The sequence below is a fragment of the Anthropogastromicrobium aceti genome, from assembly GCF_020687335.1.
GTDB classification, from domain to species: domain Bacteria; phylum Bacillota; class Clostridia; order Lachnospirales; family Lachnospiraceae; genus Anthropogastromicrobium; species Anthropogastromicrobium aceti.
Genome location: NZ_JAJEQN010000051.1, coordinates 1 through 22,058, shown reverse-complemented (window position 1 = coordinate 22,058; position 22,058 = coordinate 1). Strand labels below are relative to the sequence as shown.

Sequence of the window (22,058 nt, the reverse complement as noted above, 5' to 3'; positions counted from 1 at the left end):
TACATTATGCAAATGTGCCAATGCATGAAAACGACGATCGATTTCATGGCGTTCGTATTTAGATGTTTTTAACAGAAGCTGTACCGTATGCATATGTGCCCTCCTTTAACTGCGAATATGAATATATGTTCTTTGTTGATATAAACAGTATATCATACAATACACAAGGACACAAACACAAAACGAGCAGTTGCCTATACAACATTTCGACAAAATTCGACATCATTGTCCGATAATTGCAAAAAGTTTCTTGGCTTTCCCGCCCGACTTTTGTAAAGCGGTGATTAATATCCTCTACTACACGATTAATTACGCTTGTCAGCTCATTTTTCTCATAGAGATCCCTTAAATGGCGAAAATGATCTTCATACTGATAGCTTGAATTTCTGATTGAGCTCATACGCCTTGCGGATCAGGCATAGTACCGCGTCATGCTCTGGCACCGCACCGTAAGGAACTGCTACTCTAACAATAAAAAAACGCAAGAGCAACAGCCCCTTTGAATTTTTACAAGTTTCGACCTGAAAAACAATTATTTCACATTCGCATTATACAAGTCCATAAAATAAGAATCTGTATGTAGTAGTTCTTCAAAAGTACCTTGTCCAACAATTCTCCCTTCTTTAAAGAGGATAATTCTGTCAAAACCTGCAATGGAATTTAATCTATGTGCAATGGCAATGACAGTTTTATTTTTCATTTTTTGCATAACTGATTTCATTACATTTTCTTCTGTTAAATTATCCATTGCAGATGTTGCTTCATCCAAAATGACAAGTTCGGAGTCTTCAAACCACAAGCGAGCTAATGCAAGTCTTTGTTTTTCTCCACCCGATAAACAAGTACCTTTCTCACCAATTTCAGTATTTAAACCTTCCGCAAGATTTTCAACTAAATGAGATAGTTGCACTTCTCTCAATACCCCCAGCATTTGCTCTTCTGACACTTGTTTCTCAAATACCAGATTTTCTTTTATTGTTCCGTCAAAAACAGGGGCATCCTGTGATAGATAACTAACTCTATCATACAGATTATTAAGACAAATTTCTTTTAACTCCATGTCTCCTAAGCGAACTTCTCCTTGATTATATTTTAGCAACCCTAATAATATCCTAATCAAGGTCGATTTTCCGGAACCACTTTCTCCTACAAAAGCTATTTTTTCTCCCTTTTGTATTGACAGGCTCAAGCCATCAATAATTTTTCGTTCCTCATATTGGAATGATAAATTTCTTATTGCAATTTTTCCAACATTTGTATTTATTGCGTTACCGTTTCTTAATTGAACATCGTCTTTTAAGCCTAAAAATTCCTCAAATCTCTTATACGATGCCTTGTCCAATTTATATTGGACATAAAGTACATTAAAAATGGCAATTGGCGTATAGGCATTTTCAATCAGTGCAATTAGTGCAACCACAGAACCTACTGTAAGGTTTTTCGTTTTCCATGCATAAAAAAGAATACCAATATCTAGCACTGCCACAAGTAGTGCAAATATTGTGAAGAATGCTTCATGAATCATATTCATTTTTACTTTTGATGAAACAATATCCTCTTTTGCATTACAAGTCTTCTTTATTTCACTCGGAAACTGTTTACTCATACGAAATACCAACATTTCCATATAGCCTCTGACCAAATAGTGATTTAATAGTTCTTCACTATTCAAAATCTTTTCTTTTATTTTGTAAAGAAACTTTAATAGAATGTTGGTTGTTACAAAAATAATCGTATAGCCTACAAACAGTACATAAGTGACTTTTTCATCTATTTTCCAAATAAAGTATATACTAAAACCAATGGTAGGAAGTAAATCACGAATCAAACACAACCAGAAATTGAATAATACATTTCTTCCTGCTGCTGAACCATTCTCAATCCTTTGAACAAGTTTGCCCGTACCTATTTTCTGATATTCCGTATAATCGATTGTACTTATTTTTCTAAGTGACAAAAGCTTAAAATCCAAATAAATACCATGTTCCAACTTTTTTTCAGGGTAATTATCCAGATAATTCATACAATAATTTACCAGCAAAATAAAGCCATATGTTGCAACTCCTGCAAATGCAAGTGTTCTATCAGCCAATCCATCAATAACCTTTTGGAAATAGTCAACCTTGTAATTAGCCATAAATGAATTAAATATACCTAGTCCAATGTAGACCAATACCCATATGCTGTTTTTCTTTAATATTTCTTTTATATAACGCATAACTGTACTCCTTTACATATTGTATTTCAAGCATCAGAGCAGTACAGTCAACGACTACTGGCAAGTTTCTTTTAACCTCAGCACAATCTGCCAACAGTTTACATCAACTGTACTGAGCAGTTATCTCGGATAATTTTCATATCGTTCTCACCTCTTCCTAAAAATTTTCTATTATTATATCATGCTAAGTTCCAATATTCTATCGTAATTTCGTCAAAAGAATATAAAACAAAGGGCATATTATCTTACCCCTTTGTAGTCTTGCAAGTTTATCCGACATTTCTTCATCCTTATGCGTAGGCGTATCACACCGCATCCTTGTTCATTCCTCATTTCCATGCATTTACACATTTTTAGGACACTTGCAAAATTGGGGTCAGGCAGTGACCTGACCCCAAAACTGCTTAAAATTTATGAGTTATCGCACCTTTTTAAGCCACAATGATGTTCTTACTTCTTAAAAATGCCTCTGGCGGTTTGCGGTCTGTAATAATCTGTGCCTTTGCAAATTCCTCAAATGTCACTGAACTGATATTTCCAAACTTCGAATAATCGGCCAGTATGTAGGCCTTTTTTGCCTGCCCGATAGCAGTCTTTTTAACCATTGCTTCCTCGTAATCTGGCGTACTAAATCCAGCCTTTAAGCTGACACCATTTGTTCCGAAAAACGCTTTTGAAAAATGAAGTGTCTCCAGACTAAGAATCGCCTGATTGCCCACAACAGCCTCTGTAGTTGGCTTTAACTCACCGCCTATCAGGTAAACACGAAAACCTGCTGCTGCCAGCTTTTGTGCATGACTGACCGCATTTGTTACATACGTTGCACTTTTTTCTGTTATAAAATCAATCATGCAGCCTGTTGTTGTTCCTGCATCTAGATAGACGAAGTCATCTTTTGTAATCAGTGCTGCCGCATAGCGGGCAATAAGCTGTTTTTCTTCTTTGTTGACACCTTTTTTCTGTGCAACAGATGGCTCTGCTGTTGTAATTCCAGCTTCAATCGCCACTGCACCTCCAAATACCTTATTTAACTTTCCGGCCTTGTCAAGCGCATTTAAATCGCGGCGAATTGTGGATTCGGAAATCTTTAGTTTTTCCTTGATCTCCGCCACTGTAACGCTGTTTTGCTCATCAAGCAGTTTCAAAATTAGTTCATATCGTTTTTCCGTAAGCATTATTTATTTTATGTCCTTCCCGTACTGGCTTAAATCTGTCTCAAGAATGATCTTTCTAATCGGCAAAATGCTTCCTGCTGATACTGAAAGCTCATCTACCCCCATTGCCAAAAACTCCTTTGTCAGACTGGTATCAGCACCAAGCTCACCACAGATGCCTGCCCAGATGCCTGCTTTATGCGCATTCTCTACTACCATACGGATCATTGCAAGAATTGCCGGATGATGCGGATCAAAGAAACGATCAAGCTTTGGATTCTGTCTGTCAACAGCAAGTGTATACTGCGTCAGATCATTTGTTCCAATGCTGAAGAAATCAACCTCCTTTGCAAGCTCACCGCTTACCATAACAGCTGCTGGTGTCTCAATCATAATACCCTGCTTAGGCTCTCCATAGGCAATACCCTGCTCATCAAGCTCTGCCTTTACTTCTTCTACGATTTCCTTAATCTTTCTTACTTCCCAAAGGCTTGTGATCATCGGATACATGATTGAAAGCTTTCCATATGCGCTTGCACGAAACAGCGCACGAAGCTGTGTCTTAAATACATCTGTCTGTGTCAGGCAGATACGGATCGCACGATAGCCAAGTGCAGGATTTTCTTCATGCTCCATATTAAAATAAGCACACTGCTTATCAGCACCAATATCAAGAGTTCTGATAATTACATTCTTTCCTGCCATTGTCTCAACGGCTGTCTTGTAAACCTTAAACTGCTCCTCCTCAGTCGGATAATCTTCCTTCTCCAGATATAAGAACTCACTTCTGAAAAGACCGATTCCGCCTGCATCATTCTGAATGACTGCTGCAAGGTCCTTGATGTTTCCAATATTAGCATAAAGCATAATCTTCTTGCCGTCAATTGTCTTATTTTCTTTTCCCTTTAACTGCTGCAAAAGCGCCTTCTTCTCCTCATCAGCACGCTTCTTTTCCTGCATCAGCGCCATGGTTTCTTCGTCTGGATCAACATAAATTGTGCCATCACTTCCATCAACAACAGCCATCACACCATCTGTTGTTTCATCAAGCGGAATATCAGTTCCAATCAATGCTGGGATTGCCATGGTTCTTGCTAAAATTGCAGTGTGGGAATTTGTTGAACCGTGTACAGTAACAAAGGAAAGCACCTTATCCTTGTCAAGCTGTACTGTCTCTGATGGTGCCAGATCATCTGCCAAAATGATAACAGGCTCATCTGTTGTCACGCCTGTCTTTCCTGCACCAGAAAGATTATTTAATACTCTCTCAGAAATATCCTTTACGTCTGCTGCACGTCCTCTCATATAATCGTCATCCATAGCTGCAAACATCTGAGAGAAATTGTCACCAGTTGCTGCTACTGCATACTCAGCATTTACCTGCTGGGTACGAATAATATTTTCAACTGACTCATTATAATCGTCATCTTCAAGCATCATCTGATGAATCTCAAAAATAGCAGCATTCGTCTCTCCGACTTCTCTGCATGCCTTATCATAAAGCTCGCCAAGCTGCTCAATCGAAGCCTCTCTTGCTGCCTGATAACGTGCCCACTCACCGTCAGAATCTTCTGTTTTCACGCGCTTTACCTGTTGCTCACTCTTTTGATATACGGCTGTTTTTCCGATCGCAATACCGCCAAATACACTTTTTCCGTGATAAACTTTCATAAAATCCACCTTTCTGTGACCATATGCACAGCAGGCGGACTGCCGAATTTCGGTGTCCGCCCTTTTATTTTCTTATTTGATAACGTTACAGAGTTGTCTTAAAGAAATTCTCCATTGCCTGTGCTGCTGCTTCCTCATCGCTTCCCTCTACGGTAACGGTAACAGTCTGTCCCTGCTTTACAGCAAGTCCCATGATACCAAATACACGCTTACAGTCTGCTGACTTTCCTTCCTTATTCAGCTTAATAGCACTCTCAAATGCCTTTGCTGCCTTTACAAGTTCTCCTGCCGGACGAGCATGGATTCCTTCTGGATCTGTAATAGTGTAAGTAAACTCTTTCATTTTGTTCTCCTTTATCCTCTTTGATTTTATTATAAGGGCAAGCTGCCCCTTTTTCTTTTCAGGTTTTTAGTTATCAATTTTTTAATTGACGCATTTTATGCTTCTCTTGGCTTCTTTAACACACCTAATAAAACAGTAGAAATAACCGTTCCAATCACAAGTGCCAGTAAATACATAATTGCATTTCCTACTACAGGAAATACGAAAATACCGCCGTGCGGTGCCATAAGTGTACATTTAAACAGCATACTAAGTGCACCTGCAACTCCAGAACCAATCACACATGCCGGAATTACATGAAGCGGGTCAGCTGCTGCAAATGGAATTGCACCTTCTGTGATGAATGCCAGACCCATGATAAAGTTTGTCGGACCTGCATCTCTTTCTTCCTTTGTGAAACGATTCTTAAACAAAATCGTTGACAGTGCAATTGCACATGGAGGAACCATACCGCCAATCATAACAGCTGCCATAACATCATAATTTCCAGAAGCGATTGCTGCGGTTCCAAATACATATGCTGCTTTGTTGAACGGACCTCCCATATCAATTGCCATCATACCTGCAAGAACAAATCCTAATAATAGCTTACTCGAACCGCCCATACTTGTCAAGCCATTATTTAATGCAGTATTTACTGCACCCATAACAGGCTCTACTACAAAGTTCATAAGAAGTCCCATTGCTAAAATTCCAACTACTGGATAGATCAAAACTGGTGTGATTTTTTCAAGTGCATCCGGCAGCTTGTCACAAACTTTTTTTAGTCCAAGGATGATATAGCCAGCTGCAAAACCAGCAACAAGTGCACCTAAAAATCCTGATTTTCCACTATATGCAATCATTCCGCCGACAAAGCCAAGCGCCAGTCCAGGACGGTCTGCAATTGCCATTGCGATAAAGCCGGCCAATACTGGAAGCATAAAGGAAAATGCCGTGCTTCCGATACTTTTTAACATTGCTGCAACAGGTGTAATGCTTCCAAATGCAGAACGCTCCTCTGCTGACAGTGATGCCATATCAACGCCAAAACCATCAATTAAAAATGCAAGTGCGATCAAAATTCCGCCGCCTACAACGAAAGGAAGCATATGAGAAACACCGTTCATCAGCTGCATATAAATTCTATGGCCAACGCTTCCTCCGCTCTTTGCTGATGTGCCTGAAGAAGACTCGCCTGCACCAGATGCATGATACACCAAAACATCACCAGACATAGCACGGTTTAACAATTCCTCTGCCTTGCTGATTCCATCAGATACCTGACACTCAATCACCTTTTTTCCATTGAAGCGCTCCATCGGAACCTTTGCATCTGCTGCCACGATAATGCAGTCAGCTTCATCAATCTCAGCCTGTGTCAGCACATTTTTTGCACCGCCTGAACCGCGAGTTTCAATTTTAATGCGGCATCCAAGCTTCTTTGCTGCCTTCTCTAAACCTTCTGCTGCCATATAGGTATGAGCAATTCCTGTTGGACATGAAGTAACTGCCAAAATCTTCTTAACTGGCTCAGCCTTATTCTCAGACGGCTCATCTAATATGCTTGTCTGCTCAAGACGCTCATCAATGCTTGCTTTCTCTTCATCAGCCTGATCAATAATTCTTAAAAATTCTTCAACACTTGATGCATTTCTAAGATTTTCTGTAAACTCCTCATCCATCAGCATAACAGACAGCTTGCTTAACACATCCAAATGCACATTGTCTTTTGTGTTTGGCGCCGCAATCAAAAACAGCAGTGTAACAGGCTCACCGTCAAGTGAATCAAAATCTACTCCATTTTTGATGACCATTGCTGCTAGACCTGGTCTGCTGACTGCATCACACTTTCCATGTGGAATAGCAATTCCTTCTCCAATTCCTGTGGTGCTTTCTTCTTCTCTCGCATAAACCTGACTGCGATATGCTTCTTCGTCATTGATTTTTCCACTCTTTGTCATCAGTGCTACTGCCTGATCAAGTGCTTCACTCTTTGTCTTTGGTGATGACGTAAGCGATACGCTTCGTGCATCGAGCAAATCTGTGATTCTCATATATCAAACCTTACCTTTCCTTTTTTATTTGCACTCATTAACCTGAACCTGATTGTAAACCTTTTCAATCATTTCACTATCTGCCAGATATTCTGAAAATGCACTTGCACTTCCGCAGGCAACACCCATACGAAATGCTTCCTTATAATCATGTGATTTCATCCAACCTGCCAAAAAGCCTGCAACCATAGAATCACCTGCACCGACACCATTTATCAGTGTGCCTTTTGGTGCCTCTGCCATGAACACGCTTTTATCTTCGCTTACAAGAACAGCACCCTCTCCAGCCATTGAAATCAGTACGTTTCTCGCACCTTTTTCCTGAAGCTTCTTTGCATAAGGAACTACAGATTCCTTCGTTGAAAGATTAACACCGAAAATCTCACCAAGCTCATGATTATTTGGCTTAATTACAAATGGATGATATTCCAGCACATTAACAAGCAAATCTTTTGTTGCATCTACCGCAAGCAAAATTTTCTTTCCTTCCATGCGTGCTGCAATATTTCTGTACATGTCATCTGGCATTGATGCAGGAATGCTTCCGGCAAGCACAAGTACGTCACCTTCCTTTAAGACATCAAGACGCTCAAGAAGCTCTTTTGTCTTCTCCTCGCTGATGGCAGGTCCCATACCGTTGATCTCAGTTCCTTCTACATTCTGAAGCTTCAAATTGATACGCGCACATCCATTTTCCATCTGAATAAAATCTGTATGAATGCCCTGTACCTGAAGCTGACGCTTAATCTCTTCTCCAGTAAAGCCTGCACAAAAACCAAGCGCCGTACTCTCAATACCAATATGATTTAATAAGATTGAGACATTAATTCCCTTTCCGCCAGGAAGCAGCTGTTCTGACTCGGTACGATTTGTTTTACCAAGCTCAAATCCCGGTACAGAAACGATATAGTCCAATGACGGATTGAATGTTACTGTATAAATCATGACGTTTCCTCCTATTCCAAACGATTGCTTTACACTTCTTATAGTGTGATTATACAATCATTATCGCTCAAAATCAATCAATATAGTGCACGAATATGATTGATTATTTTGGTGTATCCTGCACAAGTTTGATTGATTTGTGATTGTTTGGTTGTTTTTGGCTGATTTTAGTCATTTTTTCTTCATTTTCCTTCGTAACTTTTGTTTTAAAATGCTCAAAAAAAATACTGATACAAAAAAGCAATACGCCTCACTGTATCAGTATCTTTTTCTTTTTTATTTTTATTCTTTGTTTTCTTCTAACATAGTCAGACATGCAGTCGTCTTGATAACTCTGACAAAAACGTCTTTCCCTGAAAAATGATTTTTGCAATAAGAAGCAGCACACCAATGCCTGTTGTCACTGTCACAAGCATTGTGTTATGCATAACTCCAACACAGACAAGTATTACAACAAAAACTGTTGCTATAATAGTCAGCAAAAAATAAATTCCATAATCTGTCTGGTGCTTTCTGTCCACAAATCCAAGAATAAAATATAATAAATTCATGCCAACTACTGTAAGTGGAAGAACAATCTGTACGCTCCAGCCCTTCCAGCCAGTATACCAGTCATACGCTATACATAAAATCATGCCTATGATCACTTCATACATGACCATTTTGCGAATATTTTTCCACTTTCGCTGTCCAACAATCAAAAGTGCATAGCCTCCTGCCACACCTATTACGACGAGAAAAAATATCGGCTGCCATGTGCGGTCTGATAATACCATCATTCTGTCGACCATACCTGCCACAATAACTGCTGCGAGTGCTGCAAACGTTACGATTTTCATAAAAATGAAATCTGCCTGTTTTTTTTGTGTCACAGGAAATACATCAAAGTCTTCCTTTATAGAGGAATCTTCCGTACCTTCATCTATAATTCGCTTTTTACACAGCGGACAATATACACGCTCTCCAGAAAATGTAAGACCGCATTTCTGACATCGAATCGTTTTTCGCTTTTTATCAGTATCCATCATCAGTCTTCCTTTCCCGAATAATTCGTGTTGATAATCATATCTGAATCAAACTCGGCCAATCTGCGAAAGAATGCACGCTCCGTGTCCTTTGGACTTGAACTTCCTGCGCATGTTACCATCATATGATCTTCATATGAACACATGCAAATTTGTCTTCCGGCACATCCAATAAAAAAATCAAACTGACAGACATATGGTGCCAATGCCTTTGGCATTGTAATTCGCCCGATATTTGAAAAATACATTGTCTGACGCGCTCCTGCAATCAGACCTGACAATTCCATTCCAATATCCTTAAAAATGAGCGGAATTGCTCTTGCTGCCATATGCTTTTCCAGACTAACCTGACCGGCAATCATTTTTTCAAGCTTTTCCTTTGTCAGTTCTCTTCTGAAATTTTCTGCAACTGCAGCTATAACGTCTTCTAATGTTTCTCCCTGCTTTTTTCGATCATAAGTAACTGCAATCAGTCCAAAGAAATTTCGCACCGTCGCTGATGGAAAATAATTTCTAAGATTAACAGGAACCATAATTCGCACTGCCTTCTTTCTGTCTCTTGGTTCCATTGCATCATAGATGGACAAAATCAAAAGAGACACCAAAAAAACTGTCACTGTCGTATGATACTGTTTTGCTGCCGCAATGATCTGTCTTGTTGAAACCTCTGCCTCTGTTACCTGTTGGAAAAAGTCAGGTGTCGACGGCTCATGGAAATGAAAAATCGGCACTGTCTTTTCACCTAAGAAGGACATACTTGAATTTTTCTCTTCCTTGTTATAATACTGACTGAAGCTGTCTGAATCCTTTTCTCGAAATGTACTGTCTATACCAAGTGACAAATCTTCATGCACAAGCACTGGATGAACAATCTTCAAATAATTTACTACCAGCGTTTTCAAAAACATAAGCGCGCCTGTCGCATCTGCCATAGCATGGAATATCTCAAAATTGATCCTGCACTTATAATAAGAAATATCGATCAGTAAATGATGCTCGTTCTTATCATAAAGACGGCTACATACATTTTGATCTTCCTCATGCACAATCGGCATCTTTCCTGATTCCTCAAGATAATACCAAAACATGCCATGACGGATGATGTTTGTAAAAATAGGAAACTCCTCCAACGCCTGCTCCGCTGCCTGCTGCAGCGCTTTCTTTTGAACAGGCTCTGTCAGCTGACAGGCAAAGCGAAATACACGGCTGTCTTTTTTATTCGCCAATGCCGGAAATACCTTTGCCGCATTGTCCAACCGGCTCCATCCCGGCCGTTTTGTATTCTTCACTTATCCCTCGCCTCACTTTTCTCTTTACTTATTTTTGTCAGAAGGCACTTCGTTTTCTGTCAAAGCATCTATTTTGACTGCTTCGTCTTCCGATTGTCCTCGTTTTCCAATGAAGCCTTCAATTGCCTCATAAATTTCCTTTGCACCTGCAAAAATCGGCGGAAGAAGCATCATTCCATGAATGCCGTCTAGCACACGAACGCTCTTTACGCTGCAGCCGGCCTCGCGCATTTTTTCACCTAATGCTTCACCTTCGTCACGAAGCGGATCATACTCCATCGTAACCAAAAGCGTATCAGGCAGATTTGAAAAGTCATGATGCTGAAGCGGTGCAAAGTATGGATTTTTCTCATCTTCCTTGCTGCTTCGATAAAGCTCCATGTACTCGCACATCAATGCACGTGTAAGTAAATAGTCATATCCATTTTCTTCAACTGATGGATATGGATTATCGTCACCATATGAACCATAAGCTACAGGATAAATCAGTACCTGTCTTTTTGGCATCAGCCCTCCACGATCTCTTGCCATCATACCAAGTTCCGCACAGATCTCACCGCCAGCGCTGTCGCCCATGATAACAATATCTTCCTGCTTTGCTTGATACCAATCTTCGCAATGCGCAAGAACTGCCTGCATCGCCTCATAGCAATCCTCTAATCCCTGCGGAAAACGGTGCTCTGGCGCCAAACGATAATTAACAGAAACAACCTTATAGCCAGTGCGCTCAGACAGATTTGCGCAGACATTTCCGTAGCTTTCAAAATCACCTGTCACAAAGCCGCCACCATGAAAAAATAAAATAAGCGGTGCCACTTTTCCATCATAGCTGTAGGTACGAAGCAAGATATCACGCCCCTCAAGATGGAGAATGCGATCCATTGTATTGCAGCTTCTTCCCTTGTAATACGGATACATTTTTTCTTTTTTACGGCTCTTCTCGTAGTCTTTTGTCATATCACCCTGATGACGTGACATTGTTCGAATTGCGGCTCTTAAAACTTTATTCATAAATGGCTGTATTCCTTTCTGTGGTATGCAGTCACAAAAATCTTATAACTTGCACAGTGTAAAGTGTGCCTCGCCTTCGCGGTCAATTTCCATCAATATATATGTGTGGGCAAAACCATCCTGACGCGGCAGAGTTAAACTTCCTGGATTTAAGATAGTGACATCCCTTCCCTGATTGATAATCGGCACGTGAGTGTGACCATACATTGCGATGTCTGCTCCACGAAGAAGTGCTGCCTCTTTTAGTGTCTGGATTCCGAAGTTTACCTGATAACGATGTCCATGTGTCAAAAAGACGCGGTACTTTCCGATTTCTATTAGCTTATCCTGCGCAAGATCAGATGAATAATCACAGTTTCCGCGCACAATATCAACAGGGCAGCCTGCTAAGCGTGCAATCTCATCCTGCTGTCCCTCTGAGTCACCAAGATGAATCAATCTGTCTGGCTTTCCTGTTCTGGCTAACATTTCCTTAAAATAATTAAGTCTTCCATGTGTGTCACTGACAATCAGAATGCGCTCACTCATTATTGCTTTCCTCTTTTTGCAAAATTGCCTTCATGGCACGAAGTGCTTTTCCTCTATGGCTGATCTTGTTTTTCTCTTCTGCTGAAATCTCTGCCGTTGTCTTGCCAAGCTCTGGCACATACACAATCGGATCATAGCCAAAGCCACCGCAACCTGCCGGTGTCTTTGCGATTACACCCTCGATGGTTCCGCGTGTGACAGCGGTATGGCCATCTGGAAAGCTGGCTGCAATCACACACACAAAGCGTGCACTGCGGTCATTCCCTTCCACTCCATCAAGACGGTCAATGATAGACTGATTTTTGATATCATATGATGTGTCCTCACCCATATATCTGGCTGAATGTACACCTGGTTCTTTATTTAAATAATCAACCTCCAGACCAGAATCATCAGCCAGAATGATGCCATCAGTATATGGACGAAGCGCATTTGCCTTAATCAGAGCATTTTCCTCAAATGTACTGCCATTCTCATCGATATCGACCTTGATGCCAGCATCCTTAAGAGACGTAATCTCATAGCCGCTTCCTTCCATAATCATGCGGATCTCTCGCATCTTTCCCTCATTTGTGGTTGCGAATAATATTTTTTTCATGGTGTTTTTTTCCTTATTCTTTCTTACTGTTCTTTTGTGTATGCCTTTAAGCATATATTGCACTTATATTTGTCCTGCGCAGACTGCCAGCTTGTACCTTTCATGCTGATGTAGCCCTCGTTTCCACTAAGGTTTGCAATGACAGCGCCATCCTTGCTTGTGTACTCGACTGCTACAGGTCGCTCACTGCCTGGTGTACGCACGTAGACGATCACTGCATATCGATCACCATCTGATAAAAGCACTGGCTTGTCCAATTTGACTGTGTAATACCCGGCATTTGAAAAACTGCCAGATGCCGCCTTTTTCTGGAATGTCAGATCAGCCTCTCCTGTCACCTTATTTACCACATAAACTTCATAACTAGTGTCTGGTGCTGTGGCATAAAAACCAACAGCTTCAAGCACCTCTTCGCCATTTGCAGTATAAAGATTGGCAAAGTAAGCTTCCTCGTTTCCATAACCAAGCTGTCCAACCCATCCGCACTTATCTGACTGGTAAATTCGATCATAATTATCTGTATTTTCAATTTTTGTGTAGGCTGCATTATAGATGCCGACGTTGGAATCATAATAAGACACCCAGAAATATCCGCCGTCACCAAAGCCAGTTCCCCAGCTGTTCATGCAAAGCCATGCACCATTTCCCTCTGGCTGTGTACGAAAATTTGACGCGGCATAACCATCATCCCAGCCAACAATCAGCGTATCATGATTTATTTTGTTCGTTCCTATATAACAGTATGCGTTCTGTGCATTGTTATAATATGAAGATTCGCTGTTTTCACCGCTGACCTCACAGTAGATAGATGTCTGGACACTTCCATACAGATAAACAGCCCGCTTAATTGCAGATTGATCTTTTGACGGAATGATCTGAATTTCCTGCACATGCTTGACTGCCCTTAATGATGTATCAGTTTTTCCATCACCGTATGGGTCATCTTCTTCACGCACAGGTCCTTTCCATGAAAGCAGATACGCCATTGCCATAGTGTACTCACCGCCCGTATCCTGTCCCCAGGTATATCCATTATTCAGACTCATGTGATCAACTGAAAAATTCCAGCTTTCCTCTGGAAGAAGTGCTGCCTCTAGTGCACCGACTGATGCAAATGCCCAGCATGTACCAAGCTTTCCCTGATTCATAACTGGCGCATCAAGACCATACAGCCTTGGGTCAAATGCTGAAGGAAGCTTAGAGGCTTCTGGACGGATATCAGTAAATCGAATTGTATTGGCTGACGCATCCCACTCGACCTCATAGTCAAGTCCCTTCGCTACTACATCTGCACTTAAATAGTAAGATCCTCCCTGAAAAACAAGTGCATTCGTGATCTTTTCCTTTTCACCATTGATTACGATCTCTTCTTTATTTTCCTCTGCCTCTATGCTTCGGTCATTGCGGTATGCCTTCAGTGTTTTGTGATCATAGATTCCTACATTGCAAAGGAAGACATCGCGAAGCGTATCCACTGGAATCATCAGTTGTCTGTCATCTGCCATATATGGCTGTATATCATTCTTTGCCAAGCGCTTTCCATCCACGCTCAGACTGATTTCCTTTTGGTTTGTCTTTGCTGCAATCAGCTCATTCCATTCATCACAAACGCCTGCCTGCGTATAGCCGCTTCTAACTGTGCTTGTTGTCTGCCTTTGATACAGACAGACAACAGCCAACACTAACAGTGCAAGAGCTGCGGCAATATACCACTGTTTATATTTCACTCGTTCTTTGTTCCCTTCTCGGCGGCTTCGGGCCGATGTACTGATAATAGTAGGTCTTAATCATTCCGTTGTAAATTTTACGGTTCTTGTCCGCTTTCTTGCCAATTGCATTCTGTGCATCCTCATAAGATGTGATTAAATACATAGACCATGTGTCCAGCTTGGCAAAACGATCACCTATTGTACGGTACAGCTCTGGCAGATCTGCCTTCTCTTCAAGACGCTCGCCATATGGAGGATTCGTGATAATAAAGCCATACTTTCCAGGATGGGACAATGCGCTTACAGGACGCTGCTGCAAATGAATCATATAATCAACACCGGCACGCTGTGCATTCTCTCTTGCCATGCGCACAGCAGACGGATCAATATCATATCCCTGAATATCTGTCTTTACAGACAAATCTACAAGATCATTTGCCTCGTCCATAGCATCGTACCAGGTTTTCTTTGGAATCAAATTTTTCCAGCTCTCAGACAAGAAGCTTCTGTTCATACCTGGTGCCATATTCGCTGCCATCATAGCAGCTTCAATTGCAAAGGTACCGCTTCCGCAGAATGGATCAACAAGAATACGATCCTTCTTCCACGGTGTCAGCATAATCAATGCACTTGCAAGTGTCTCACTGATTGGTGCCTTTGTTGTACTCTGACGATATCCTCTCTTATGAAGACTCTCTCCTGTTGAATCAATGCCGACAGTAAACTCGTCCTTCATGGCAAATACTCGTACTGGATAAGATGCACCTGTCTCCGGAATCACCTCTGTATGGTACGCACTCTTTAAGCGCTCTACGATTGCTTTTTTCATGATGGACTGGATGTCTGATGATGAATAAAGCTTGCTCTTTACGGTGGATGCCTTTGTTACCCATACCTTGCCGTCCTTTGGAATCCACTCTTCCCATGGCAGTGCCTTTGTGCACTCAAACAGCTCGTCAAATGTGCGCGCTGTAAAGCTGCCTGCCTTTAACAGGATACGCTCTGCGCTGCGAAGAAATACATTAGCGCGGCAGAGCGCTTCCATATCTCCTACAAAGGTTACTCTTCCATCTTCTGTTTTGCTGATATCATAACCAAGATCATCGATCTCTCTTTTTAACACCGCCTCTAATCCAAAGTGACACGGTGCAATTAATTCGTATGTTTTCATTTAGCCTCCAATTTTGTGTTTTTATATTTGTAAGCCAGACGTTTTTCCTGCAGCATTTATCATACAATAGCTACATATTGCTGAAACGACGGTATGCCTGCAGCCCTCCATTTACGGAGAGCACATCATAGCCGTACTGGCTTAACTTTCTGCCTGCGAGAATACTGGTTGTACCCCACTCACAGTATAACACTAGAAGGCGGTTTCGGGGAAGTCTTTTCTTGTAATCTTCTAAAAAATCATAAGGAATATTTACGGCACCAGGGATATGACCCTGCTCATACTCTTCTTTTGTGCGAAGATCGATCAGGTAGGCACCTGATCTTCTATAATCATCAAGTGTACTTGCTGCGATTAGTCTCATGAAAAGCACCTCCGAAAATTTCTTGTCTTTTCAGACTATGCTATACTTTATTCTATGCGTATGTTACTCGGAAGGTCTATGAAGGGCAGCATAATAAGTTGCTGTTCACGGACATGGTTACGAAAAGCCCTTCGGTGATGGTTTCGTCGGCGCCCCTTGTTCCCGCAGCGCTGTTTCGGTAACGTTGACAACTCATTAATGTCTTGGTATAATTTAACAAAATTATCGGAACGGCGGTGATGACCATGAAATTTAAAATTGCAATCTGCGATGATGAGCAAAATCAAATTGACTATATGGCTTCGATTGTTGCATCGTGGAGTGCTCACGCAGGACATAATTGCGAGATACGCACGTTTGCATCTGCCGAAGCTTTTCTATTTGAATATGAAGAAGATAAGGCATTTGACATTCTTCTGCTTGATATTGAAATGGAAAATATGAACGGCATTGAACTTGCTAAGCGCATCCGCAAAGATCACAACCGTGCTGAAATCATTTTTATTACTTCGCATTTTGAGTTTGTCTGGGAAGGTTATGAAGTGGATGCGCTTCATTATCTGACGAAACCGCTCTCTGCTGAAAAACTCACGCAGGTTCTGAGCAAAGCCGCAGACAAACTTTCTGTCGAACCGCCGTCGGTGGTAATCTCTTGCGATGGTGAAACGCTCAAATTATATGAATCAGATATCCTCTATGCAGAAGCCTTTCTGCATTACATTGTCATTCACACAAAAGACAACGAGTACAAGATCAAGGAACCTATATCTGTGTTTAAAAATAAAGTAAGCGATGATTTCTATCGTATTCACCGTTCTTACCTAGTTTCGCTTAAATATATAACTCGAATTTCTCGTACATCCGTTACTATCGGAAACGCAGCCCTTCCTCTTTCCAGAGGAAAGTACGACGATATCAACCGAGCATTTATCGAGCATAATTGAGAATCGAGGAAACTTATGAGAAAGAAAACATACTTAAAGCTGGTTGACTATCAGACGGAACAATCTGAAAAACACTTAAATGAAGTGCGAAGTATCCACAAGGAAATGAGAGGTTACAAGCATGATTTTCACCATCATCTTCAAACATTAAAAGGTCAACTTGAAGCTGGAGAAATTGAGCGTGCGCTTGCTTATATCGAGCAACTTGACACGCAACTAATGCAGGTGGATACTCTGTTGAAAACTGGTAATGTATCTCTTGATGCCATTTTATCTGCAAAGATCGCACAGGCAAAGGCAGAAGCTATTACGGTTACCGTGAAAGCCAATGTGCCAGATATCCTGACAATTTCAGATTTGGAATTGAGTATTGTCATTGGGAATCTGCTTGACAATGCGATTGAATCCTGCCGTACCGTCACAGAAGAACGATTTATTCGTATTTTTATTTCTATGAAAGGAACAATGCTTTATTTTTCTATGCTCAACACAGCAGGTCCAAAGAAGAAAAAGACAGGTTCTTTGTTTGCAACCCACAAGGACGGTGTTCACGGGTTCGGTTTGCGCCGTGCCGAAGCAATCCTTGAAGAACATGGCGGCTGGGTCAAGTACAACAGTGAAGACGGTGCTTTTACTTCGGAATTTTTGGTGCCAGCCATCGAGTAATTTGCAATTCATGCACAGACAAAAGCATTTGGTGCACAAATTTATAATCGTGCAACTTCGTGTGTTAGCATAGGTGTATAGATAGGAGGTACGCGAATATGAAAAAAACTAACAGAAGTTCGCACGATGAATTAAATCTCACCAATTATTCGGCAATGAAAAACATCCTATATTGCCTGAATAATACAGTCAAATGTCATTCTCCGCTTTTGTGTTTGTGTTCTTTAAAAATACTGATTGGCACGTTAATTCCAATTTTAACAACCATTCTGCCCAAAATAGTAATCGAGATGATTACTGCAAAACAAAGCGTATATAAATTGGCATCTGCCATTCTCAGCTTTATGGGCAGCCTTGCCATTCTATCTGGTGCTGACAAATTTCTGACTAAGTTGATTTATCATCAGAAATTCAGAATGAACACATTTTATCTCAAACATGCGGCACTGAAAGGATTGACAACTGACTATATCAACCAAGAAAATGGAATTTTTCGGAAGCTTCAAACAGAAAGTTTTGAGTGCTGTAACGGAAATTACTCTCCGCTTTCCAATATATATGAAATTTTGATAAAACTCTGTACCAGTTTTTTGGGATTATTTGTTTTTGGTTCTATGCTCATTCAGGTTCACTTGGGAATCATTATTTTTCTAATTATAATAACTGTAATCAGCTATTATTTAAATCAAAAAATCATTGCATGGACAGCTGCAAATAATAAGGAGCGGATTGGTTATCAGCAGCGACTCCACTATATTAACGATATTTCTGGTGATATTCGTTCTGCAAAAGATATTCGTCTATACAAAATAGCTGTATGGTTTTCCGATATTTACAACACCAATATGAAAGGAATTGCCGACTGGTACAAACGATTTACACGCAAACTTTTGGGTATTGCAGTATATGACAGTAGCTTAGCTTTCCTTCGTGAAAGTATTGTTTATTTCTATCTACTCTATCTTATCTGGAATGGTCAAATAACGGTTGCAGAATTTGTCATGTATTTAAGTGTTGTTACTAACTTCTCGTCATGGCTTGGCAATATTTTTTCAGATTTATCCTCGCTTAACCAGATAAATTTGAAAATCAATTATTTTCGTTCCTACCTTGAATACCCAGAAACATTTAATCGAAACAATGGCGTAACAAATTCGGTGGACGATTGTCCAAAAGAAATTGAACTCAAAAATGTGAGTTACCGATACGAGGGTGCAAATCACAATACATTACAAAATATCAACCTGAAAATAAATCCCGGTGAACATATCGCAATCGTGGGATTAAATGGTGCAGGCAAAACGACACTTGTTAAGCTGCTATGCGGTTTGATTGATCCGACAGAAGGACAAATATTCTATGATGGCATTGATATCCGCAAATACAATCGCACCGCATTTTATAGACTCTTTTCTGCTGTATTTCAACAATTCAGTATTCTGCCTGTGACCATTGCGGAAATTGTTTCCGAAACTACGCCAGAAAATATTGATTATAATAAAGTGAAACGCTGCTTAATTGTCGCAGGGTTATGGAATAAAATCGAGCAACTGACCAATGGTGTAAACAGTCAATTTGGAAAAACAATATACGACGATGGTGTCGAATTTTCCGGCGGCGAAATTCAGAAATTGTTGCTCGCGCGTGCAATGTACAAAAATGCTCCTGTTATGCTTCTTGATGAACCTACAGCTGCCCTTGATCCCATTGCAGAAAGCACATTATATGGAAATTACAATCAAATAAGTTTTCAAAAAACGACTGTATTTGTTTCGCACCGACTGGCAAGCACAAGCTTTTGTGACCGCATCATCCTGATTGAAAACGGAAAAATCTGTGAGGAAGGCAGTCATAATGAACTGCTTAAGCAGAACGGAACGTATCGTATGCTTTTTGAGACACAAGCAAAATATTACAAAAATAATCTCGATAAAACGGAGGTGGCAGAATGAGCAAAATTGCGCTTACCAAAAGAGTTTCTATCACCATGCGCGGATTTTCAATCTTAAAGCAGTACTGTCCTGGGCTTGCACAGGGAAAGGCTGCGTATGAATTGATCAATTCCATCCAGCCCTTCATTTCCGTTTGGTTTACTGCTCAGATTGTAAACGAAATTTCATCACAAAGAAGATTCAATACAATTTTGCTTTTTATTCTAGGTGCAGTGTTACTCAACTTTATCTGTTCTCTCCTTAAAAACATACTCAATCACGTCTGCAACGAAAAAGAGGCACAAATGTGGAACTGGTTTGAAAAAATATTCTCAGACAAGCAGATGTCTCTTGATTTCGTTGATCTGGAAAATGCCGCAATCCAGCATCAACGACAGGAAGCACAAGAAAACCTCTACATGTTCGGTAACGGTCTGGCACAGCTCTTTTGGGGGATATCCGCACTTGTACGAACACTCGTATATATCGTACTCTCTCTTGCAATGACAATCTCTTTGTTTCTTTCTTCATCTGGAAACCGATTTATTGATCATCCTATCTGGATACTCATTATCCTAGTTTGTATTGCGATTGGTGGTTTGAGCAAGTCCAAAGCTACTATCAGCGAAAACGATATCTTCATGGAGTATTGCAAAAACACAGTTTGGTTTAATCGCGTCTTTCTGTTTTTTGGCAAAGAACTGTATATGAATCCAGAAAAAGCCAAAGACGTTCGCATATACAGTCAAAACACGGTTGCTGAAAAAATGCTGGATAAACTCATCTCGCACGAAAAAGAGAACCAATCTGATATCGTCAAAATGGCTCTCTATCCTGCTATTGCTCAAATCATCATTGTTTTTGCAAATGCAGTTTGTTATCTGTTTGTGGCATCAAAAGCCTTGTTTGGTGCTTTTGGCGTCGGCAATATTGTACAATATGTTGCTGTTTTATCAAGACTCGGAGAAGGCTTACAGGAATTGATGTATCTCTTATCCGATAATGAAGTATATTGTACCCACCTACAAAACCTGTTTGCGTATCTGGATTTGCCAAATCATATGTATCAAGGTTCGTTAACTGTTGAAAAAAGAGATGACAACGAATACTATGTGGAATTTAAAAATGTTTCGTTTCAGTATCCAAATGCAGATTCCTATGCGCTTAAGCATGTGAATTTAAAATTTAAAGTTGGTGAAAAATTGGCTGTTGTTGGAATGAATGGATCTGGCAAGACCACGTTTATTAAGCTGATGTGCCGCTTATATGATCCAACCGAAGGAGAAATACTGCTCAACGGTGTGAACATCAAGAAATATGACTACAACGAATACACTTCCATTTTTTCGGTCGTTTTTCAGGATTTTCGTCTTTTTTCCTTCTCTCTTGGGCAAAATGTCTCTGCCAGTGCTTCTTATGATGAAGATAAAGTGATCGAATGTTTGAAGAAGGCCGGATTTGCCGAACGTCTCAACTCATTACCAAATAAGTTAAATACGTTTCTTTACAAAGATATTGATGCTGATGGCGTAGAGATATCCGGCGGAGAAGCACAAAAGCTTGCTCTTGCCCGTGCTCTCTACAAAAATGCACCGTTCATCATCCTTGACGAACCGACTGCTGCACTCGATCCAATTTCAGAATACGAAGTCTATAGTAAATTTAATGAAATCGCAGGAACCAAAACCGCTATCTATATCAGTCACCGTCTTGCATCATGCCGCTTCTGCGACAAAATTGCTGTATTTCATGAAGGAGAAATCATTCAACTCGGAAGTCATGAAGAACTCCTTGCCGACAGCAACGGAAAATATTATGAACTGTGGAATGCACAGGCGCAATATTATACAACGTAAAATTTCAAAAATGCCGCTTGCACAGATCTTTTTTGTCGGTGCAGGCGGCATTTCTTCTATTCCTGCATTTGCCAATATAGATAATCATCCCATGCTCTGTCACTCCATAGTTTCTTCATCACTCTACCTCAATCAACTCATGTTCTTGTGCTTTTCCCGCCTCAAACTGTGCAATACTTCGATCAATCATTGCAAGATATTCTGCATTTTTCGCAGCTTTTACCAATTGATTGTATTGCTCCAAGCTCATCAGTACAACATTTTTCTCCACTTTACGGGTTACACTGACTTAACCCAGCGGCAAGCCACTGGGGTTCCATTGACGGAGTTCTAGTGTCTGCGTACATCGCAAGGACTTTGGCAGACACATCTGTTCCGGAGCAACAAAACTCGCTAACAAGCAGTCCTACGACCACATTTGTGTCGATTCGATGGAACTGAATCTTCACATTCGCGTTCTCTGGGCCACAAGATCTCCCAGATGGATACTAAGTCAAATACCCGGGGCTATGAAATTAAACGGTACGAATACCGGAATTCATAATCTTTTTTCTTGAATGAATGATTTCTTCAATCATGTTCTTTTCTTTTTGATACAT

19 protein-coding genes are annotated in these 22,058 nt (G+C 40.6%); 4 read left to right on the top strand and 15 right to left on the bottom strand.

The annotated features are described in order from the left end of the window. Nucleotides 1–532: 532 nt before the first annotated feature. The 14 genes from LKD48_RS14565 to LKD48_RS14500 all read right to left on the bottom strand — a co-directional run bounded on the left by LKD48_RS14565 (nucleotide 533) and on the right by LKD48_RS14500 (nucleotide 16,062). On the bottom strand, nucleotides 533–2,218 hold the full coding sequence (locus LKD48_RS14565; RefSeq protein ID WP_227101920.1) for an ABC transporter ATP-binding protein: 1,686 nt from the start codon (nucleotides 2,216–2,218) through the stop codon (nucleotides 533–535). A 431-nt stretch (nucleotides 2,219–2,649) separates the two neighbouring features. Then, nucleotides 2,650–3,393, bottom strand: coding sequence for a DeoR/GlpR family DNA-binding transcription regulator (locus tag LKD48_RS14560; RefSeq protein ID WP_066560441.1), 744 nt, complete (start codon nucleotides 3,391–3,393; stop codon nucleotides 2,650–2,652). A 3-nt stretch (nucleotides 3,394–3,396) separates the two neighbouring features. Then, a complete protein-coding gene (ptsP, locus tag LKD48_RS14555; protein ID WP_262539120.1) occupies nucleotides 3,397–5,043 on the bottom strand; it encodes a phosphoenolpyruvate--protein phosphotransferase in 1,647 nt (548 codons plus the stop codon). A gap of 85 nt (nucleotides 5,044–5,128) precedes the next feature. Then, on the bottom strand, nucleotides 5,129–5,386 hold the full coding sequence (locus LKD48_RS14550; protein ID WP_227101917.1) for an HPr family phosphocarrier protein: 258 nt from the start codon (nucleotides 5,384–5,386) through the stop codon (nucleotides 5,129–5,131). A gap of 95 nt (nucleotides 5,387–5,481) precedes the next feature. After that, nucleotides 5,482–7,422 (bottom strand): PTS fructose transporter subunit IIABC, encoded by a 1,941-nt coding sequence (locus LKD48_RS14545; protein WP_262539119.1) that lies wholly within the window; start codon nucleotides 7,420–7,422, stop codon nucleotides 5,482–5,484. 24 nt (nucleotides 7,423–7,446) lie between these two features. Continuing rightward, nucleotides 7,447–8,367 (bottom strand): 1-phosphofructokinase, encoded by a 921-nt coding sequence (gene pfkB, locus LKD48_RS14540; RefSeq protein ID WP_227101915.1) that lies wholly within the window; start codon nucleotides 8,365–8,367, stop codon nucleotides 7,447–7,449. Nucleotides 8,368–8,675: 308 nt separating this feature from the next. Then, nucleotides 8,676–9,395, bottom strand: coding sequence for a DUF6320 domain-containing protein (locus LKD48_RS14535; RefSeq protein WP_262539118.1), 720 nt, complete (start codon nucleotides 9,393–9,395; stop codon nucleotides 8,676–8,678). Further along, nucleotides 9,395–10,681: a hypothetical protein gene (locus LKD48_RS14530; protein ID WP_262539117.1), complete on the bottom strand. Its 1,287-nt coding sequence runs from the start codon at nucleotides 10,679–10,681 to the stop codon at nucleotides 9,395–9,397. The genes LKD48_RS14535 and LKD48_RS14530 overlap by 1 nt, the downstream gene beginning before the upstream one ends. Before the next feature lie 24 nt (nucleotides 10,682–10,705). Continuing rightward, nucleotides 10,706–11,692 (bottom strand): alpha/beta hydrolase, encoded by a 987-nt coding sequence (locus LKD48_RS14525; RefSeq protein WP_262539116.1) that lies wholly within the window; start codon nucleotides 11,690–11,692, stop codon nucleotides 10,706–10,708. Nucleotides 11,693–11,734: 42 nt separating this feature from the next. Further along, nucleotides 11,735–12,220 carry a metallophosphoesterase family protein gene (locus LKD48_RS14520; RefSeq protein ID WP_066560418.1) on the bottom strand — a complete coding sequence of 162 codons (486 nt, stop codon included), beginning with the start codon at nucleotides 12,218–12,220 and terminating at the stop codon, nucleotides 11,735–11,737. Next, a complete protein-coding gene (locus LKD48_RS14515; protein ID WP_118614916.1) occupies nucleotides 12,213–12,818 on the bottom strand; it encodes an XTP/dITP diphosphatase in 606 nt (201 codons plus the stop codon). Before LKD48_RS14515 ends, LKD48_RS14520 begins: the two co-directional genes overlap by 8 nt. 23 nt (nucleotides 12,819–12,841) lie before the next feature. Beyond that, complete coding sequence (locus LKD48_RS14510) at nucleotides 12,842–14,545, bottom strand: lectin like domain-containing protein (protein WP_262539115.1); 1,704 nt, start codon at nucleotides 14,543–14,545, stop codon at nucleotides 12,842–12,844. Further along, nucleotides 14,535–15,698 (bottom strand): THUMP domain-containing class I SAM-dependent RNA methyltransferase, encoded by a 1,164-nt coding sequence (locus tag LKD48_RS14505; protein WP_308732402.1) that lies wholly within the window; start codon nucleotides 15,696–15,698, stop codon nucleotides 14,535–14,537. The genes LKD48_RS14510 and LKD48_RS14505 overlap by 11 nt, the downstream gene beginning before the upstream one ends. Before the next feature lie 70 nt (nucleotides 15,699–15,768). Continuing rightward, nucleotides 15,769–16,062, bottom strand: coding sequence for a rhodanese-like domain-containing protein (locus LKD48_RS14500; RefSeq protein ID WP_066560411.1), 294 nt, complete (start codon nucleotides 16,060–16,062; stop codon nucleotides 15,769–15,771). A gap of 245 nt (nucleotides 16,063–16,307) precedes the next feature. On the opposite strand from LKD48_RS14500, the gene LKD48_RS14495 reads away from it, so the two are divergent. The 4 genes from LKD48_RS14495 (at nucleotide 16,308) to LKD48_RS14480 (ending at nucleotide 21,459) form a co-directional block, all read left to right on the top strand. Further along, nucleotides 16,308–17,006 (top strand): LytR/AlgR family response regulator transcription factor, encoded by a 699-nt coding sequence (locus tag LKD48_RS14495; RefSeq protein WP_308732401.1) that lies wholly within the window; start codon nucleotides 16,308–16,310, stop codon nucleotides 17,004–17,006. A 15-nt stretch (nucleotides 17,007–17,021) separates the two neighbouring features. Next, entirely contained in the window at nucleotides 17,022–17,672 is a 651-nt protein-coding gene (locus LKD48_RS14490; protein ID WP_227101908.1) for a sensor histidine kinase, read from the top strand. A gap of 320 nt (nucleotides 17,673–17,992) precedes the next feature. Then, nucleotides 17,993–19,624: an ABC transporter ATP-binding protein gene (locus LKD48_RS14485; RefSeq protein ID WP_308732400.1), complete on the top strand. Its 1,632-nt coding sequence runs from the start codon at nucleotides 17,993–17,995 to the stop codon at nucleotides 19,622–19,624. Beyond that, on the top strand, nucleotides 19,621–21,459 hold the full coding sequence (locus tag LKD48_RS14480) for an ABC transporter ATP-binding protein (RefSeq protein WP_308732399.1): 1,839 nt from the start codon (nucleotides 19,621–19,623) through the stop codon (nucleotides 21,457–21,459). The genes LKD48_RS14485 and LKD48_RS14480 overlap by 4 nt, the downstream gene beginning before the upstream one ends. A gap of 118 nt (nucleotides 21,460–21,577) precedes the next feature. On the opposite strand, the gene LKD48_RS14475 is transcribed toward LKD48_RS14480, so the two are convergent. Further along, nucleotides 21,578–21,709 carry a hypothetical protein gene (locus tag LKD48_RS14475; protein ID WP_262539109.1) on the bottom strand — a complete coding sequence of 44 codons (132 nt, stop codon included), beginning with the start codon at nucleotides 21,707–21,709 and terminating at the stop codon, nucleotides 21,578–21,580. Nucleotides 21,710–22,058 lie beyond the last annotated feature (349 nt).